General features: G+C 37.8%; 20 protein-coding genes. 2 read left to right on the forward strand and 18 right to left on the reverse strand.

Annotation, left to right across the window (positions count from 1 at the left end):
- Positions 1 to 48 precede the first annotated feature (48 nt).
- The 9 genes from IGL80_RS10065 to IGL80_RS10105 form a co-directional block, all read right to left on the reverse strand.
- Complete coding sequence (locus IGL80_RS10065) at positions 49 to 1173, reverse strand: cell division protein FtsQ/DivIB (RefSeq protein WP_002358888.1); 1125 nt, start codon at positions 1171 to 1173, stop codon at positions 49 to 51.
- Positions 1174 to 1181: 8 nt separating this feature from the next.
- Positions 1182 to 2273: an undecaprenyldiphospho-muramoylpentapeptide beta-N-acetylglucosaminyltransferase gene (murG, locus tag IGL80_RS10070; protein WP_002355896.1), complete on the reverse strand. Its 1092-nt coding sequence runs from the start codon at positions 2271 to 2273 to the stop codon at positions 1182 to 1184.
- 4 nt (positions 2274 to 2277) lie between these two features.
- Entirely contained in the window at positions 2278 to 3648 is a 1371-nt protein-coding gene (gene murD, locus IGL80_RS10075; RefSeq protein ID WP_002358885.1) for a UDP-N-acetylmuramoyl-L-alanine--D-glutamate ligase, read from the reverse strand.
- Positions 3649 to 3670: 22 nt separating this feature from the next.
- Positions 3671 to 4636: a phospho-N-acetylmuramoyl-pentapeptide-transferase gene (mraY, locus tag IGL80_RS10080; protein ID WP_002355894.1), complete on the reverse strand. Its 966-nt coding sequence runs from the start codon at positions 4634 to 4636 to the stop codon at positions 3671 to 3673.
- A gap of 27 nt (positions 4637 to 4663) precedes the next feature.
- On the reverse strand, positions 4664 to 6892 hold the full coding sequence (locus IGL80_RS10085) for a penicillin-binding protein (RefSeq protein WP_002404472.1): 2229 nt from the start codon (positions 6890 to 6892) through the stop codon (positions 4664 to 4666).
- A complete protein-coding gene (ftsL, locus tag IGL80_RS10090) occupies positions 6892 to 7299 on the reverse strand; it encodes a cell division protein FtsL (RefSeq protein ID WP_002358883.1) in 408 nt (135 codons plus the stop codon). The genes IGL80_RS10085 and ftsL overlap by 1 nt, the downstream gene beginning before the upstream one ends.
- A 16-nt stretch (positions 7300 to 7315) precedes the next feature.
- On the reverse strand, positions 7316 to 8272 hold the full coding sequence (rsmH, locus tag IGL80_RS10095) for a 16S rRNA (cytosine(1402)-N(4))-methyltransferase RsmH (protein ID WP_002355891.1): 957 nt from the start codon (positions 8270 to 8272) through the stop codon (positions 7316 to 7318).
- Between the two features lie 14 nt (positions 8273 to 8286).
- Entirely contained in the window at positions 8287 to 8772 is a 486-nt protein-coding gene (gene mraZ, locus IGL80_RS10100) for a division/cell wall cluster transcriptional repressor MraZ (RefSeq protein WP_002383402.1), read from the reverse strand.
- 233 nt (positions 8773 to 9005) lie between these two features.
- Positions 9006 to 9398 carry a DUF3397 domain-containing protein gene (locus IGL80_RS10105; RefSeq protein WP_002383401.1) on the reverse strand — a complete coding sequence of 131 codons (393 nt, stop codon included), beginning with the start codon at positions 9396 to 9398 and terminating at the stop codon, positions 9006 to 9008.
- A gap of 244 nt (positions 9399 to 9642) precedes the next feature.
- On the opposite strand from IGL80_RS10105, the gene IGL80_RS10110 reads away from it, so the two are divergent.
- Complete coding sequence (locus IGL80_RS10110) at positions 9643 to 10608, forward strand: magnesium transporter CorA family protein (RefSeq protein WP_002386196.1); 966 nt, start codon at positions 9643 to 9645, stop codon at positions 10606 to 10608.
- 67 nt (positions 10609 to 10675) lie between these two features.
- Positions 10676 to 10786, forward strand: a complete 111-nt coding sequence (locus IGL80_RS10115; protein WP_002383399.1) for a DUF4044 domain-containing protein — start codon at positions 10676 to 10678, stop codon at positions 10784 to 10786.
- Positions 10787 to 10877: 91 nt separating this feature from the next.
- Here IGL80_RS10115 and recN read toward each other — a convergent pair whose 3' ends face one another.
- The 9 genes from recN to IGL80_RS10160 form a co-directional block, all read right to left on the reverse strand.
- Positions 10878 to 12551, reverse strand: a complete 1674-nt coding sequence (recN, locus tag IGL80_RS10120; protein ID WP_002404473.1) for a DNA repair protein RecN — start codon at positions 12549 to 12551, stop codon at positions 10878 to 10880.
- Positions 12552 to 12568: 17 nt separating this feature from the next.
- The gene (locus tag IGL80_RS10125; RefSeq protein WP_002358881.1) at positions 12569 to 13018 is read right to left on the reverse strand and encodes an arginine repressor; all 450 of its coding nucleotides are present in this window, start codon (positions 13016 to 13018) and stop codon (positions 12569 to 12571) included.
- Positions 13019 to 13149: 131 nt separating this feature from the next.
- The gene (locus IGL80_RS10130) at positions 13150 to 14010 is read right to left on the reverse strand and encodes a hypothetical protein (protein WP_223302470.1); all 861 of its coding nucleotides are present in this window, start codon (positions 14008 to 14010) and stop codon (positions 13150 to 13152) included.
- 4 nt (positions 14011 to 14014) lie between these two features.
- Positions 14015 to 14524, reverse strand: coding sequence for a matrixin family metalloprotease (locus IGL80_RS10135; protein WP_002358879.1), 510 nt, complete (start codon positions 14522 to 14524; stop codon positions 14015 to 14017).
- 414 nt (positions 14525 to 14938) lie between these two features.
- Positions 14939 to 15754: a TlyA family RNA methyltransferase gene (locus tag IGL80_RS10140; protein WP_002355880.1), complete on the reverse strand. Its 816-nt coding sequence runs from the start codon at positions 15752 to 15754 to the stop codon at positions 14939 to 14941.
- 13 nt (positions 15755 to 15767) lie between these two features.
- A complete protein-coding gene (locus IGL80_RS10145; protein WP_002355879.1) occupies positions 15768 to 16649 on the reverse strand; it encodes a polyprenyl synthetase family protein in 882 nt (293 codons plus the stop codon).
- Positions 16649 to 16879, reverse strand: coding sequence for an exodeoxyribonuclease VII small subunit (locus IGL80_RS10150; RefSeq protein WP_002355878.1), 231 nt, complete (start codon positions 16877 to 16879; stop codon positions 16649 to 16651). Before IGL80_RS10150 ends, IGL80_RS10145 begins: the two co-directional genes overlap by 1 nt.
- A gap of 1 nt (position 16880) precedes the next feature.
- Positions 16881 to 18227 carry an exodeoxyribonuclease VII large subunit gene (gene xseA, locus IGL80_RS10155; protein ID WP_002358878.1) on the reverse strand — a complete coding sequence of 449 codons (1347 nt, stop codon included), beginning with the start codon at positions 18225 to 18227 and terminating at the stop codon, positions 16881 to 16883.
- A gap of 9 nt (positions 18228 to 18236) precedes the next feature.
- The gene (locus IGL80_RS10160; protein WP_002355876.1) at positions 18237 to 19082 is read right to left on the reverse strand and encodes a bifunctional methylenetetrahydrofolate dehydrogenase/methenyltetrahydrofolate cyclohydrolase; all 846 of its coding nucleotides are present in this window, start codon (positions 19080 to 19082) and stop codon (positions 18237 to 18239) included.
- Positions 19083 to 19154: the final 72 nt, after the last annotated feature.

Genomic DNA, 19154 nt, shown 5'->3' on the forward strand with positions numbered 1-19154 from the left:
GATTATACGAATTTGTTCGTTAATTTTTGAAACATTTTTGTAAAAAACTTATTCTGCTTGTTGCACTTCTTGATTTTCTCCATTTGTCGGCGTACCGTTATTCGCTCCATCCGTTGCTACGCCTGCATTTGGGTCCACAACTTCTTGATTTTCAACCGCTGAATCTTCGGAAACTTCACTGCCCGTTTCTTCACTTTCTTTTTCATACGGATAAGAAAAAATGCCGACTTCCATATCAACGATTCCAGGTTTGTCCATTTGTTCGGCTACTTGTGAATAATAAGCCATTTTCTCACTTAAATCAGAAATATTAACAATCACTCGGTTTCCATCATTCATATAGACATTAATCAAGTCTTTATTGGTTTTGGATGGTGCATATTTAATTTCTGAAATTCCTTGTTTAATTTCTTGAGGTAATTTGTTGTAAGAGGCCATTAATTCAGGGATTAATTTATCCTCTTTGAAATTCTCAAAAATTGGTTTGCCACTTTCAGCAGCCTTGGTGGTTTCCGCCAAAGTTTTACCATTCTCTAAAATCGGATGATAGCCGCCTTTAGTCGCAGCAAGAGCGACAATTTGATACTCTTGAATATCAATTTTAAATGAATTAATACCATTTAACTTAATGTTCGCCTTTTTTATAATTGGAAACTTTTTCTGAATATTTGCAGAAAAATAATTTCTATTTGAATACTGCTCCCATAAGCCACTGCCCGTTTCAAGTTTTGACTGCTGAATAATCGCTTGACTCTCCACACTTTTGTTACCTGAAACTGTTACTTCACTCAATCGACTAAGAGGCGAAACAAAATACAATGCCACTAAAATGGCTGTCCCTAAACAAGTTAAAATAAAGGCTAAACGCCTATATAAGCGCTTGTTCCGTGTTTTCTTAACGTTCGGTAAACGATCTGCAAAATGCTCCTCTTCTTCCACTGTTTCTTGTGGAAGATGTTGTTGAGGCTCTTCTTGACTTTGTTCTTGTAAAGTGATGGTGACTTCTGCTTGTTCGTTTTCACCTTTTGAAGCAGCTTCTTCCGCTTGCTTCTTCAAATATTCTTGGTTTTGTTTTTGCCAAGGTGTCAGTTCAGGTTGAGACTCTTCCGATTTTTTTGGAGGTAATGGTTTTCTTTTTTTGAATATATCGTTCTCGTTACTAATCTTCCACACCTCCTATCTCAGACTAACGTTTTCACAACTTGATACAAACGATCACTTGCATCTGGGATGCCTTCCCCTTTGGACGCCGTTGCCATCTGTTGTCTTTTTTCATTGTTTAATAAAATATCATCAATTGCCGCAACTAAACGAGCGCCGGTCAATTCTGCATCTGGAATCATTTCAACAGCACCAACTTTTACTAAGCTTTGCGCGTTTTTCGTTTGATGATCATTCGTGACGTAAGGACTCGGAATTAAAATTGCTGGTAATCCTAATGCGGTGAACTCCGCAATTGAGGTTGCTCCTGCACGTCCCACCATTAAATCCGTATTAGCCATCACTTCAACCATTTTATCAATATACGGTTGCACACTTATGTTTGTCAATTTCTTTTCAGAAAGCTTTAGACTTTCTTGAAGTTCCTGATAATATCTTTCTCCTGAAGCGTATAAAACTTGATACTCTCTCTCTTCAAACAAAGGAAAGGCCTGTTCAAACGCTTGATTGATTTTCAAGGCGCCACGACTTCCGCCAAATAAAACCACCGTTTTCTTTGCTGGATCCAAGCCAAACTCTGATAAAATAGCTGACTTTTCCACCGTTACGACTTCTTGTCCCCGCGGGTTCCCTGTTAAAATTGTTTTTTCTTTCGGGAAAAAACTAGCGACATCTGGAAAACAAATCGCAATTTTATCCACATAACGACTTAAAAATTTATTTGTCATTCCGGGGATACTATTTTGTTCATGAATAATTGTCGGTATTTTCAATTGGTGGGCCGCATAAACTACTGCACCAGAAACATAACCGCCTGTACCAATGACCACATCTGGTTGAAATTCACGAATAATTTTTTTTGCTTTATTAATGCTTGTTAAAAATAAATAAATTGTTTTAAAATTTTGAGGACTTAGCGAACGCTTGAATCCTTGAATTTTAATCGTTTTAAATGGAATTTTCGCCTTTGGCACAATTTGACTTTCTAGACCATTTTCTGTTCCCACATACAAGAATTCTGTTGCAGGTGCTTCTTTTTTGACGTGTTCGACGAAGGATAACGCAGGATAGATATGCCCACCTGTGCCACCACCAGTTACTAGTATCTTCATTTTCTCACATTTCACTTTCTTTTAATTGTTGAACAGCTTGCATAAAGGCTTCCCCGCGTACTTCGAAATTCGGGTATTGATCCCAACTTGCGCAAGCAGGTGATAGTAAAATAGTATCATCTTTTTCCGAATAATCAAAGGCAATGGTAACCGCCGTTTGAACATTTTCAGCAAATAAAATTGTTTCAATGTTCGCTTTTTTAGCAGCTTCCGCCAATTTTTCTTTAGTTTCTCCAAATAAAACAATTGCTTTGAGTCCCAGCAGAGCAGGAACCAATTCATCAAATGAGTTACCGCGATCCAAGCCACCCGCAAGTAAAAGTAGTTTTTGGTTGTCAAACCCACTTAACGCCATCTCTGTAGCTAAAATATTGGTTGCTTTTGAATCGTTATAAAAACGTCTTTGCTGAACTTCGCCAACAAATTGCGTTCGATGGGGAACGCCTGAAAAGTTTGTCAAAGTTTGTCTAATCTGAGCATTCGATACATTTTTTAATTTAGCTACACAAATCGCTGCGAGTGCATTTTCAATATTGTGACTACCAGGAATCCCTAGCTCATCGGCGGGCATAATATATTCTTCATTGAAATATAATTTCCCATCTAAAAGATAAGCCCCTTCTACTGCTTCTTTCGTTGAAAAAGGCAATACGTTGGCAGCTGTGGTTTTGGCTAACGTTTGAAGCTCTACTTGATTCCAATTTAAAATCAAGGTGTCCTCTGCGGTCATGTTTTTTTGAATGGCCCATTTTGCAGCAACATATTCTTTCCGCGAACCATGATAATCCAAGTGTGCCTCAAAAATATTTGTAATTACTGCAATTTGTGGGTGAAACGTCTCAATTCCCATTAACTGAAAACTAGAAAGTTCCATCACAAGATCATCCTTGGCTGTTGCTTCTTGAGCCACCGTACTCGCTGGAAAACCAATATTTCCCGCCAAACGTGCCTCACCAGCCGTTCTGTCAGCGTTTAGCAATAAACCAATCATCGTGGTCGTGGTTGTTTTGCCATTGGTGCCCGTAATGCCGACAATTGGACATTCGGCAATTTGACCTGCTAATTCCACCTCAGTTATGATAGGAATTTTCCGAGTTAGTGCTTCTGCCACAAGTGGATTTGTATAAGGAATACCAGGATTTTTAACGATTAGTTCAAATTCTTCATCCAACAATTCAATTGGATGCCCCCCTGTAACAACACGAATACCCAAGGTTAATAAATCTTGGGCGTCAGGGTTTTGATCAAATTGTTTTGCGTCATTAACGGTAACGAGCGCACCTAACTCATGTAAGAGTTTCGCTGCGCTGACACCACTTTTAGCTAGTCCTAAAACCAACACTTTTTTGTTTTGATAGGTTGTTATTTTTTTCATTGTCAATTTCCCCTTTGATAGATTAGAAAAGAATCCATAATGTGATTCCTGAACAGATTAAACCGACAGACCAAAAGACAAAATCAATTTTCCATTCAGACCAACCACACATTTCAAAATGGTGATGAATTGGTGACATTTTAAAAATCCGTCGACCAAATAATTTAAATGAAGCAACTTGTAAAATAACACTTGCTGTTTCACAAACGTAGACAAGTCCAATTAAAAGTAGCGTCCATTCTTGATGCAAAATAATTGAAATTGCTGCTAACAATCCACCTAATGCTAATGAACCAACATCACCCATGAAGATTTTTGCTGGTTTTCTATTATAAGGGAAAAAGCCAATCAGCCCACCAATCACACTTAGGCAGATAATCACAACATCAAATTGTTGTTGTTTCCAGGCAATAATTGCATAAGTACCAAATGAAATTGTTCCTAAACCAGCAACTAAGCCATCAATCCCATCTGTCAAATTCACGGCATTAGAAAAACCGACTAACCAAAAAATAATAAACACGCCATAAAAAATACCTAACGGAACTTCTGCTACTCCAAACAAATCTAAGGTGTCTGAAAAGCCTTCACTTCGATAAACAAAGTAGAAAACCAACCCACCAAAAATTTGACCAATTAATTTTTGACGAGAATTCAAGCCCATGTTCCGTTTTTTAAAGACTTTAATGAAATCATCTAAATAACCTAGCAAACCGTATAATACTAAAATAAATAGAATAATTAGTAGAGACGGCGTAAATTGGTGGAAAAACAACCCCATTGCTAATGAAGTAATCAAGCTGGCTACAAGGAAAACGACTCCCCCCATTGTAGGGGTACCTGTTTTCACGCTATGCCAAGTCGGGCCATCTTCACGAGTAACCTGCCCTTGTTTTTTCATTTGAAAATAGCCAATGAATAGTGGCATTACGCTCACTGTAATGGCAAAACTCACCACTATGGGAATAAAAATCTGTGTCCACTCCATGTTATCTCTCCTAATTATTCTACGTTATTATTCTGTGCCTTCTAAAGTCACGGTTAATTTTTTCTCCGTAATTTCAGTTTCAGCAGCGATACTTTGTTTCGTCACATAGCCTTCACCTTTAAACTCGACAGTCAAACCTAATAGATCGCCAAACTTGGTAACATCGCTCTTCGACCAGCCGGTTAAATCAGGCATATAGTTCGTTCCATTTGTGATCAAAATCAATTTCTGATTAGGCATTAATGTTTGACCAGCCGGCGTTGATTGTTTCTTGATTTTTTCACCATCACCGATAATCACAGGATCCACCCCGTTCACTTTGGCATTGGCCAACGCTTCCGCTGGTGTCATGTTTTTATAATCAGCAACTGTGACTTTATCAGAAGCTACTTTCGTTGTTTCCGGATCTGTCTCTTTAATGTCTAACGCTAATTTCATTAATGGGTTTGCAATTGCCGCCATTGCTTCTGAAGGCGAACCTGATTTTGCTTGTCTCAGTGTAATATACAAAACATATTCAGGATTATCCGCTGGGACCATTTCCACTACAGAAGACAAGACTTGACTTGCTCCATCAACGTACCCTTTACCATCTGAAATCTGGGCAGTTCCTGTTTTGGCAGCAACATGATAGCCTGGCACTTTATAAATATCATACGCAATCCCGTAAGTCGGGTCTTCAACAGTATCAATCATGTACGTACGAATCTGTTGAGCTGTTTGCGCTTTGATTGGGGTTCCTACGATTTGTGGTTCCGTAATCGTTTCTTTTCCTGTATTTTTGTCAACAATTTTGCTGATGTAATGAGGTTGCAACATTGAACCGTCATTTGCAATAGCTGAGAAACCTTTCATCATTTGGAAATTAGTAACCGTAATCCCTTGACCAAAAGCTGAATTGGCCCGATCAACAATATTATTATCTGGAAGTTTCCCAGTGTGTTCTGAAGTTAAACCTGAATGTGTGCTTGAACCAAACCCAAATTTTTTCAAATATTCGACCCACTTGTCGCCACCCATTCGTTGTTCCAAGTTCACCATTCCGATATTACTAGACCAAGAGATAGCTTGACGATAAGTTAAAGACGTTTTGTCTTTTAAATTGCCGACATCATGGTCGTTAATCGTGGTGTCACCAACAGTGATACCACCTATACGGTTAAATGATTCATTTGGATTAAACAATCCTTGCTCAATAGCAGCCGCCGACGTAAATAATTTAAGCGTTGAGCCAGGTTCATACGGACTTTCAACCAATAGGTTCTGCCACGTGCCATTATTGTCTAATCCTTGTTTCGTTTCAGGATTAAATGTTGGCCGTTGAGACATGGCAACAATTTCGCCTGTTTTTGCTTCCATTAACATGGCAGTCATGGAAACTGGTTCATATTTTTCATTAACTTGCGTCATCAAATCTTCTAAGGTATTTTGCAAGCGACTATCTAGCGTTGTGTAAATATCTTGACCATCCACTGCTTTTTTCTCTTCCGCCACAGTTCCTGGTAAGGCATTACCGTAAATATCTTTTTCAAAATACACACGGCCATCGGTTCCGCTTAAAATATCATTATAGGCCTGTTCTAGTCCCATCGCGCCTACTAAGCCTTCTTTATCATCATCTGGATTGGCTGCTTTTGTATAGCCAATAAAGTGAGAAGCAAACTGCCCATTGGGATATAATCTGGCTGGATGTTCATTGAAATAAACACCTGAGATTTTTTTCTTTTTCAAATCTGCTTCAATTTTTTGGCGTGTTTCCAAGGTGATGTTTTGACCACCCGTACCAAATTCCACTTGATATTGTGTTGACCCATCTTCATGGATCCCATTATTCAAGTATTTCAATGCTGTTTTTTTGTCTAGTTTGGTATATTTCGCTAAAATTTCAGCAATATCATCGAAGTCTTTTTTCTCCGCATATAGCTTTTCATTATTTTGTCCCGTATATTTTTTTGATAATACGACATATAACGAATAGGAAGTAGCATCTTCTGCGATTGGATTACCATATCGATCTAAAATTGATCCTCGCTTAGCTTTTACCACTTGGCTTCCTTCATATAAAGAAGCTGTTTTTTCCTTTAGCGATACACCGGCTACTTTGCCTGTTGCCACAATGTATGTCGTTCTAAAGGCAAATAAAAAGAACAATCCAATACTCGTAGCGAATAAAATGATGCCTACTTTTTTACGATTGTTCATCGGATTTAAGTTTTTCTTTTTCATGAATTGTTTAAATTTATGTCTTTTACTCATTATTTAACAGTCCTAACATTGTCGCCGTTATTTTCTAGTCCTTGTTTTTTAGCGACATCTTTGATTCGATCTGATTTAGAAAGTTCGCTTCTTTCTTGTTCCAATTTCAAAGCGTTATCTTCCTTTTCTTTAATGACTGCTTGTGTTTCTGTAATATCGTTCATGGTTTGGACAATTGTCGTTCTTACTTGAATTGTCGCAATTGCAATACCAATCGTTGCACAAACTAATACAACACCGATTAATTTTTCTAGTAAAGAGACATTTTTTAGTTTCTTTTTGGGTAATAGAGTGGGGACAGGTAGTGTTTCCTCTTGCATTTTTCTGTCTTGCTCTGTTGCCACAGTTGGCTGATCCATTTCTGGTGCTTCATAATGGAAATCATTTACTTTCTTCAATTCAGCCATGTGTCTACCCCTCTCTCTATCTAGATTTTATTTTTTCGGCAATGCGTAACTTCGCACTTCGTGAACGATTATTCTCAGATAACTCACTGTCACTTGGTAAAATTGGTTTTCTAGTAATTACTTTTAATTCTGGTTGAAATTCTTCTGGTACCACTGGAATGCCTGGTGGCAAATCTTGTACCGTACTGTATTCTTTAAACATTGTTTTAACAATACGATCTTCTAACGAATGGAACGTAATCACACTGATTCTGCCATTTTTCGCTAGCAAATCAATTGCTTGTTCTAGCGACTCTTCAACTGCCCCTAATTCATCATTAACGGCAATGCGAATTGCTTGGAAAATTCGTTTTGCAGGATGTCCACCTTTGCGTCTTGCTGGAGCTGGAATCGCCGTCTTAATAATCTCAACAAGTTCACCTGTTGTTTCAATTGGCTGCTTTTCACGAACACGTTCAATTTCTCGAGCAATCTGTTTCGAAAATTTCTCTTCCCCATAACGAAAGAAAATTTTTACTAACTCACTATAGCTATACGTATTCACCACTTCGCGAGCCGTCAAGGGTGCGTCTTGATCCATGCGCATATCTAAGGGCGCGTCTTGATGATAGCTAAAACCACGTTCCGCTTCATCTAATTGTGGTGAAGAAACACCTAGATCGTATAGAATCCCATCAACATGGAACACCCCGTGTTCTGCCAATTCTTCTTTAATATTTCTAAAATTTGATTTGATGAAGGTCACTTGACCTTTGTCTACATATTTCTGCAAACGAGTCTTAGCATGTGCCAACGCTTTTTGGTCTTGATCAAAGGCATATAAATGACCGTGCTCATTCAATTGTGTCAGTAAGTATTCACTATGTCCGGCACCACCGAGTGTGCAATCTACGTATACGCCATCCGGCTTCACTTGTAATCCATCCACTGTTTCTTTTAAAAGAACGGTGTAATGGCGAAATTCTTCAGTCATCATTTGCCTCATTCCTAAAATCCAAAATCAATCATTGTTTCTGCTAATTCATCAAAGTTTTCTTCAGCTTCATCAGAGAATGCATGCCAACGTTCGTCACTCCAAATTTCAATTCGGTTAGAGACGCCGATAACAACACAGCCTTTTTCTAAACTGGCATGTGTTCGTAAATTCGCCGGAATATTGATACGACCTTGCTTATCAATCTCACATTCTGTTGCAGCGGAATAAAAGAATCGTACAAAGGTACGTGCATCTTTCTTAGCTAAGGGCATTTCTTGAAGTTTTGCTTCAAGTTGTGACCATTCATTTAAAGGATAACCAAATAAACAGCCATCCATCCCTCTCGTTACCACAAATTTTTCACCAAGTTCCTCACGAAACTTTGATGGAACGATTAGGCGGCCTTTGGCATCGATATTATGTTGGTATTCACCCATAAGCATAGCCAATACACCCGCTTTTCCACTTGATAGAACAAGTCTACCACATCCCACCACTTTCTACCACTATAAATCTAAAAACTTCTATTTTTTAACTGTTATTTAAAATTTCTGTAATATTTACAGGGTTTTATGTAACAAGCATCACCCAACAAAAAATGTTATTATAACAAGGTTTTTACTATGTTTTTTATAAAATAACCCCACAAATAACAAAAAAACCCCACGGAGTGGGGAGTTGTGGGGGACATTTTCCCACAGCGTATTTCCCCTATTGTCTCCACGCTTTATTACAGTAGATAATGACTGATATTTAGCAAGATAAGCAACACATACAACACAAACGTTAGTAAAAACGTCAACCGCCAAAACATCTTGAAATATCGTCTATATAAAATCTCTCCATAATAATAAGCTTGAAACAGGGCAACAGCGACTCCTAATAACAAAATAGAAATCACAAAATACGGCATAATCGATTCATCATAACTATCTTTGGATAACTCATGGATCCCTATGAATAAAAACGGAATGGCCAAATCCGGTGCTTTTATTTTCCAACGTTCCGTTAGGGAAAAAGTGGACACGAGAAAATTGCATGCAAAGAGCACAATTACCGGAAAAATATACCAAAATAACATTATTGCCGAAAACGACACCATTCTCTCAACAAATCCTTTCATTCCACCTGCTATAACTATACTTCATCAACGTTACACAGATGTTTCATTTCGTTTAAATATATGTGCTAAAAGCCCTTTTTGCTTGCTTTTTCATATAAAAAACGGATTACTTATCAAACCATTTTCAAAACGAGGCCTCACCTATCGCGGCCACTTATTTTTGAATGTTTTTTATAAGCTTTTCTTCTCGTATTGTGTCATACTTCTATTATAATGGATTTAGAACAAAAAATGTTGATTCGGGGTGAATCTTTTGATTAATTATTTATTATTGAAAAATGACTATTTTGAACCTTGTTCACCAGACGATGAAGCCCTAAGTTGGATTTCGGTAGAATCTCCTACAGAAGAAGAAATCGAGCGTCTCGTCAATCAATACCACTTACCAACAGATTATCTTACCGGCGTTTTAGATGATGAAGAAAATGCTCGAGTGGAAGGTTTCCGCCACGAAAAATTACAAACGCCTACGTTACTTTTATTTCGTTATCCCAAAGCTAGTATCAGTCCTAGTGGCTATCTGCAAGTAGAAACGGTGCCGATTGCTTTAATCGCAACCGTCGATAACAAACTAATTACTGTTAGCAATGGGCCTAACGACATCGTTCATGGGATCCAAAAAGAGGCGTTCACCCATCAAGATCTTTCTATTGAGAAGGCCTTAATTTTAGCCCTTTCATGGAAGATGGCCCTTTCCTTCAATAAAAACTTACAAGCACTTATCCAACAAACCAACAAACTTGAAGGAGAGCTCCAAGTAGCCACAGAAAATAGTCAATTGTATCAGATTATGGACATTCAAAAAAGTCTAGTTTATTTCGAAGCAGCTTTAACGGATAATTTAAAAGTATTAAAACGTTTATATAGCGCTGAAATTTTTAATCATCCAGAAAAACATTTGCCATTTTTAAGGGATATTCTGATTGAACTAGAACAAGGACTGAATACGACTAAAATACAACTAAAATTAGTTGATAACATTAGTAATACTTTTTCAGCAATCGTTTCAAATAACTTAAATAATGTCATGAAAATTTTAACATCCTTAACAATTGTCCTGACCATTCCAACCATCATCGGAGGAATTTACGGCATGAATGTGAAACTCCCTTTTGCAGAGCATGAATATTCCTTTTGGATTATTTTTGCCATCACTACCTTAATCTGCATAATTAGTATTCGAATTTTAAAGAAAAAGAATCTCTTATAACTTTAGGTTGCTGTTTTCAGGAAAAGGTTGTACACTATTAGCAGAAATTAAAAAGGACGTGTCATTTATGAACGACAAAGAACAAAGTCGCTTTTCAAAAATCACGAAAGTCGTGGTTTGGCTAATGCTGATCGCAATTGTAGGTTCAACTGTTTTAACAGCGATTCTTAGTCTTTAAACTGGAGAACTTTTTCACACATTAAAAGTAAAAAAACAGCCCCTTCTATCAATTGAAGGGGCTGTTTTTTTTACTTACTCAAATAGAGCGGCTATTTTTTCGCCATCGCCAACAGCTCTTGTGCATGTTCAATGGTTAATTTCGTAATTTCACTTCCTGCGAGCATACGCGCAATTTCGTTTACTCGCTCTTTTTCAGATAAAATTCGGACGCTTGTTTCTGTCCGACCCGCCACGATTTCTTTTTCAATAAAATAATGTTCATCGGCAACGGCCGCCACTTGTGGCAAGTGCGTGATACACAACACCTGCGAATTTTCTGAAATTTGATAAATTTTATCGGCAATCGCCTGTGCTACTCGGCCACTGACTCCTGTATCTACTTCATCAAAAACAATACTAGTGATCCCTTGCGTTTGAGAAAAGATTGTTTTCATAGCCAGCATCACTCGCGAAAGTTCTCCGCCAGAAGCCACCCGAACTAACGGTTTTAATGGTTCCCCTGGGTTAGTAGTAATATAAAATTCTACTCCGTCTAAGCCATTTTCTTGTAAATGCTCAAGTTCTGTAAAGCGGACTTCAAATTCAGTTCGCTCCAAATATAGTTCTTTTAATTCGGTTAAAATTTGTTGTTCGAGCTCTTTGGCTAGGCGCTTTCGTTCTTTTCGTAAAGCTAACGCTTGTTGATGAACCGCTTGTTGTTTCTCTGCAAGCAACGCTTCTAAGTCACCTGTACCACCTTCCAAAAAATCAGCCTCTGCTAACTCTTTGGTGATTTCTTCATAGTAAGATAAAATCGTTTCGATTGAATCGCCATATTTACGTTTCATTTGACGGATTAATTCCAAACGATTTTCTACTTCATTCAAGCGACCTTCGTCTAGTTCTAAGCCATCAATTAACCTAGAAAGATCTCCACTGGCTTCTTGTAGTAAGTAGTAAGCATTTTGAACAGTATCTGACAATGATTTATATTCTGGATCAAGGGATTCAATCGAAGCGAGTTCATTCATACTTGTTCCGATTTTATCCAAACTACTATCGTCTTCACCATTTAGCGCGGCATAACTAATCGTCAGTGCATCAGCAATCTTTTGAAAATTGTTCAGTTTATTGCGTTCTTCTAACAATTGTTCTTCTTCGCCAGCGACTAACTGTGCACTAGCAATTTCATCACTTTGAAAATGAAGCATGTCCATTCTTTGGGCAAATTCTTTTTCATTTTTTTGTCGCTTTCTGACTTTGGCTTCGAGTGCGCGATACTCTTGATACGCCTGTGTATATTTTTCTTTGACTGCTAAAAGTTTTTTCCCACCAAATTCATCTAACATATCAATATGGCGTTCACTTTGCATCAATTCTTGATGTTCGTTTTGGCCATGAATATCTACTAAATATTCCCCAATTCTTTTTAAATTAGTAATGTTGACAATCCGTCCGTTGACACGGCAAACATTTTTACCAGAAGCGGAAATATCTCGTTGAATCACTAAAGAATCTTCTTCTGTTTCAATACCTAATTCTTCTAATAATTGCTTTAATTCTTGACTTTTCGGCATTGAAAAAAGTCCTTCTAAGGTGCATTTATTTGCTCCTTGACGAATATAGTCACTGGAGCCGCGTCCGCCTGTGAGTAATCCCATTGCATCAATAATGATGGATTTCCCCGCACCCGTTTCTCCCGTTAAAACGGTCATACCCATTTGAAACTCTAATTGTAACGAAGAGATAATCGCAAAATTTTTCACGGAAAGTTCTTGTAACATCTTGTTCACCTCATTCTTTATAGATAGCTTAACAGCTCTTTATGAAGTTTTTCTGCTGCTTCCTCAGTTCGCGCAATCATGAGAACACTATCATCATCGTTGATGACGGCAAAAAGTTTCTCTTGGTAATTCTTTTCGATTAAACTACCACACGCCGCCGCATTGCCAGGAATGGTTCGTAATACGACATATTTTTCCATTTGTTCTGCAGCTACAAAGGCATCTTTTAAAAGCTTTGCAAGTTTAGCACTCGTATTAGCTTGTGTTTCTAATGGAAGGCTATACCGATAACCCCCTTCTGCAGATGGAACTTTGATCAGTTTCATATCTTTAATGTCGCGAGAAATTGTTGCTTGTGTTACAGCTACGCCCTTTTCTTGTAAGTAGTTGACAAAATCTTCTTGCTTTTGAATATTTTTTTCAGTCAATAAACGTGTAATTAAACGGTGTCTATCTTGCTTTCTCATGGCGCCGCTCTCCTTTTCAGTTTACTCTTGCCCTCATCATAGCTTATTTTTATGCATTTTAAAAGACTAAACAAAGAAAAGAATAACAAAAAGCAAGGGAAGCTCCGCTGACTTTTTGTTATTCTCTACTTCTATTCTGCTGGAAGTTCAATTCCTAATTCATCTTTTAAATAGGTAGTTAAATTAGTCGTTTCTTTGGTTAATTCATTGACAACATTCCACGTTTTGCCAATCGCTCGGCGATTCCTTTGGGTTAATTCTTCAGCAGGTTGCTGCTCGTCTTCTAAACGTAAAGAACCGTATTGATAGCCCATTATTAACCCCTTATTCCATTCCTTATCCCAATAAACATAAAACAAATAGGTCTCACCAGCTTCTAAATAAAAATCTCCTTCATACTGTAGTATTTCAACAAGCTGACGACTTTGCTGAATTGGCGCCATTCGTCTTGTTGCACGCCCACGATTCAATTTATCAACATTTTCTTTCGCATCATTTAAAAACATTCGCCCTTCTTCCATAATGCCACCTGGTCGCGCAAATTCAATCGTAGATGCTAATTCGCCTTGAATATTTTTTAGTACTTGGATTTTCCCAAATGTCCATGGATAGATTTCTCCATTATAGGGACTACTAGGATCATTAGCAGGCGCGTCTGCTTTATCTAAAGAAAGAACTTTGCCAATAACAATATTTGTTGACAAAGATTGGATATCTTTTGGGATTTCAGGATTATACATTAACAGTCGTTGCGATCCACCGGATTGATTAATAACTTTACTTTGGTCAATTTCATCAAGATATGAATAATATTTTCTTTCTGAAGAATCAATACTATTTTTCAAAGCTTTTTTCTTTAATGAAGTGGAAGTTGTTGTTATTTTTTCAGCAGCAACTTGTTTCTTCTCGTTCTCTTTAACGAAATTAATCATTAAGAAAGCGCACGCCAATAAAGAAAGCGCTAACAAAAATACTATGGGATTTTTTTTCATTTTTTCACCACCCATATATTCTTGCTAAGATATCATTATTCGCTTTATCAACAGCAAGATTTGTATTAGTACTTACAGAACGTATCATAATGCCATTTGAATGTGCAATCCCGAGCGCATGCCCAATTTCATGTCTAGCAATAGTCCCATTCTTCATCGATGAAGCCCGTGAATACATAGTATTATAATTAATTTTAGCATAGTAGTAGTTTATTCGCGGAGCTTCTCGCATCCCAGTTGCAATCATCCTATCTCTGCCATCAAAAAAATCTGTAACCCCACCTATTCCCAGATTTAACTTTGTTGAATAAAAATCAATTGATGTCCCATAGTTATTTCCTTGTTTATAAATATACAAAGGATTCCCCCACGGAGTATACATCCAATTTCTAATCGCTGTATCGGTATTACCAAATGTTGCGGTTGGTCCTAGCCAATAACTAATTCCATTAATTCCTCTCGATAATATGCCAGGAAACCTAGAGGCTGCAAATGTATCAACACTAGTACTCAAAACGATTGCTACAAAAAAAACCAGAAATTAATAACTTCATTTTTTTCATTTTTTTACCTCTCTATTCAATTACTTGGTCTTACTAAAATAGTTTGTCTGATCAGAACTATCCTTAGTTTAACATTAAAAAACACATCAGTAAATTAAAATTAAATTAAATAATATCGATAATGTTTTTTTAATTATTATTTAAAAAATATTAGTTTTAAAAATGTTATTTTCTCACAATAAAACAAGAGCCAATAAGTCTATTTCAACGATTATTTTTATTTAAATTCCTTTTTATCATTATTAAATGTCTCACCAATTTATTTATAAAATAAAAAAAGGACCTGAGACAGCTATACTTCTAATGACTGTCTCAGATCCCTTTTTATTTAATTGCTTAGTCTACAAAATTTGCTGCCTTTCTCATCATTCCGCTAATTTTTGATGCGCATGCGCGACAACTTCTTCAATGGATTCTGTTGCTTGATAGGATCCTTCTCCTTCAACAGAAACTAAGTGTGCCAAAAATTCAATGTTTCCTTCGCCACCAGTGATTGGTGAAAAATCTAAGTTTTTCACATCATAACCGTTATTCATGGCAAAGCGTGTAATTTCCTCCACAACCATTTGATGGGTTTCTGGATCACGCACGATTCCTTTTTTCCCAACAAACTCTTTGCCAGCTTCGAATTGTGGCTTAATTAACGCCACCACACTACCACCTTTTTTCAAAATATCATGAAGAGGTGGCAAAATTAAGCGTAATGAAATAAAGGAAACATCAATCGTTGCAATATCCGGCACCCCTTCGGTGAAATCTTCGGGTTTACTATAGCGAAAATTGGTACGTTCCATTACCACCACGCGTTCATCTTGCCGAATTTTCCATGCTAGTTGGTTATAGCCAACATCTAAAGCGTAACTCAAACGAGCCCCATTTTGTAAAGCAACATCGGTAAAACCACCTGTGGAGGAACCAATATCTAGCATTGTTTTGCCTTGAACGTTGATTGCAAAAACATTTAGTGCCTTCTCTAGTTTTAAGCCCCCACGAGAAACATAAGGCATTACTTGGCCCTTAGTATGTAAGGGTGTCTCCACAGAAATTTTTTCCCCTGGTTTATCTAAACGTTCATTTTTATCATTGTAAACCAAACCAGCCATCACGCTGCGTTTGGCTTTTTCTCGTGTTTCAAATAGTCCTTGATTAAACGCCAAGACATCGACGCGTTCTTTTTTCATAAGTGCCTTCTTTCTATCTCAATTGTAACTGAGTTAACAAGTTTGCTAAATGTTCTTCTGAAAAGTTGGGAACATTTGCTTTGATTTTTTCTAAAACAGCGCTGCCTTCTGCTAATTGATGTGTTAGCGCATCTTTCGCGCCAGCAATCCCTAGAAGAGCTGGATACGTACTTTTATTCAACGCTTCATCTCGGCCTACTTTTTTACCTAAATCTGCTTCTGTACTTGTGGCATCTAATAAGTCATCACGAATTTGAAAAGCCAAGCCATAGTGATGCGCAAACTGTGTCAGTAAACCAATGACTTCTTCTGTTTGATTGGCTAATACGCCCCCAGCAATTAAGGCGAATTCAATTAGCGCTCCGGTTTTCTTTTCATGAACAGCCGCTAACTCTTCTAAAGTCAAGCTGACTTTTTCTCCTTCAATATCACCCATTTGGCCGGCAACCATGCCTTGATTCCCCGCTGCCTTTGCCAGTTGTTGCATCAGTAAAACTTTTTCACTTAAGCCTAATTGACTCAAAGAAAGTAACTGAAATGCACCTGTTAATAAGCCGTCCCCTGCTAAAATGGCAGTCGCTTCACCAAACACTTTATGATTGGTTGGTTTGCCACGACGTAAATCATCATCGTCCATTGCTGGTAAATCATCATGAATTAATGAATACGTATGAATCATCTCTAAAGAGGCAGCCACTTGATAGTCTTGTGTTTCCATCTCTTTTTGAAAAGCGGCCACTGTTGTTAACACTAATAGCGGGCGTAATCGTTTGCCACCTGCGTGTATTGAGTAGAGCATTGCTTCTTTCAAACGCTCATTTTCAGTATATTCTGCGATAAAATCGACCATGACTTTTTCAACCAACGGTAAATGCTGTTGACTAAAATTCGTCATTACGCTTCCTCGCTCTCTTCAAAAACAATTTCTTCATTGTTTTCTGTCATCATTTTCGTTAAAGTTTTTTCCGCTTTTTCCAATGTATCTTGACATTGTTTACTTAATGCCATGCCCTCTTGAAAGGCAGCTAAGGCTTCTTCCAAAGGAACATCTCCTCGTTCTAAGCGCTGAACGATTTCTTCTAAGGCATTTAATGATTCTTCAAACGTTTTTTCTTTTGCTGGCATGTTAAAACTCCTCTTTTTTCGCTGTTATTGTTTCGACGTTTGCTTGAACTGTACCGTCAGCATAATGAATCGTTAATTGATCTGCTGGCTGTAACTCGGTAACAGTTTTAACGACACGGTCCTCTTTTGTAGTATAACTATATCCTCGACCCATAATTTTGAGTGGGCTGAGTAAGTCTAGTTGTTGAACAGCAGACGTGAATTGCTTTTGTTTGTTTAGGAACAATTGTGTCATTTGTGTTTGCAAGTTTCGTTGTAAAAATGCCAATTGTTGCTGACTTTCTCTTAATTGTCCCTTTGGTGTCTGTTGTTGCAATTGAGCGATAATTCCTTGGGCTTGACGTTGTTTTTTGTGATGAATTGTTGTCATTGCTTGGAAAAGACGTTGCGTCATTCGATCTAATTTAATCGTTTGACCTTCATAAAGTCGCTCAGGTTGCTTAAACACATAAGAGTTTTGTAGTCGTTGGAAACGTTCTGTTCGTTGTTGTAAGAGATATAAAAAGCTTTGTTCTAAACGACTACGCCGTTCACTAATTCTTAATAGTTCTTCATTTAAAACTGGTACCGCTAGTTCCGCTGCTGCCGTTGGCGTTGCCGCACGAACATCTGCTACCATATCGGCAATTGTCACATCTGTTTCGTGACCAACCGATGAAATAATCGGTGTGGTGGCAGCATGAATGGCTCGAGCCACTTTTTCTTCATTAAATGGCCATAAATCCTCGATTGAACCACCGCCACGGCCGATGATCATCGTATCAAAATCGCCTTGCGCATCGGCTCGCTGAATGTTCCGCACAATGTCATCCGCCGCCTGCTCGCCTTGGACCAAGGTTGGAAAAAGGACCAGTTGTGCAATCGGATACCGTCTTTTGACTGTCGTAATGATATCCCGAATAACAGCACCACTAGGACTTGTAACCACAGCGATTCGTTTGGGATAACGAGGCAACTGTTGTTTAGGCCCTTCAAAAAGTCCTTCTTTTCCTAGTTTTTCTCTTAATTCTGCCAATGCTTGATAAAGTGCACCTACACCATCTGGTTCCATATGTTCAATATAAATTTGATAGGAGCCGCTGTTTTCATAAAGCGAAATCCGCCCCACCACCATGACTTTCATGCCTTCTTTTGGTTGAAACTTCAATTTTTGAAAGGCTGATTTAAACATAATTGCAGAAATCTTCGCATGGTCATCTTTTAAACTGAAGTACTGATGCGCGTTCGCTCGGAAGCGAAAGTTCGAAATTTCACCTGTTAAATAGACACGTCCTAAGTAAGGGTCTGCATCAAATTTACGTTTTAAATACTTCGTTAAGGCTGTTACTGTTAAATACTGTTGCGTCATTTTTTCACCTTACTTTTGTTTTTTTGCTGCCTCGACTGTTTGATACATTAACATGGTAATCGTCATTGGGCCAACACCTTTGGGAACCGGCGTGATATAGCTTGCAATTTCAGAAACTTCATCGAATGCTACATCACCAATCAGTTTTCCTTCTTGATTGCGATTCATACCCACATCAATCACTACCGCACCTGGTTTCACGAACTCTTTGGTGACAAAATGCCCGCGTCCAATTGCTACAACTAAAATATCCGCTTCTTTTGCAACTTCTGCTAAATGTTCAGTTTTAGAATGGGCAATCGTCACGGTCGCATTTTTCATTAACAATAATTGTGCCATTGGCTTGCCAACAATATTACTTCGACCAATAACCACCGCACGTTTACCTGTTAAATCAATATCATAGGCTTCAAACATCTTCATAATTCCATACGGCGTGCAAGGAATCATTTCAGGTTTGCCTACAAACAAACGGCCTAAATTCATTGGATGGAACCCATCTACATCTTTTTTGGGATCAATCGCTAATAAAATCTTTTCTTCATCAATATGTTTTGGCAAAGGTAGTTGTACAAGAATGCCATGAAAGCGTGAATCTTGATTATATTTGTCAATCTCAGCCAATAATTCTTCTTCTGAAATAGTTTCTGGCAGTTTTTCGACCTTTGACAGAATGCCAATTTTGGCTGCTGCACGTTCTTTATTTCTCACATACGTTTGGCTGGCAGGATTTTCCCCAACTAATAAAACAACTAATCCTGGTTGGATGCCTTGTTGTGTCATCTTTTCTACATCTTTTTGAATCTCTGCTTGCATTTGATCTGCTAATTCACGACCGTTAATTACTGTACTCATTCCTTCGCTCCCTCTATTGTTTCTTTACTTCTTTAATAGTATTTATTTTAGCATATAACCCAGTATCTTAAC

The organism is Enterococcus sp. DIV2467a (assembly GCF_050532945.1).
Lineage (GTDB): Bacteria > Bacillota > Bacilli > Lactobacillales > Enterococcaceae > Enterococcus > Enterococcus faecalis.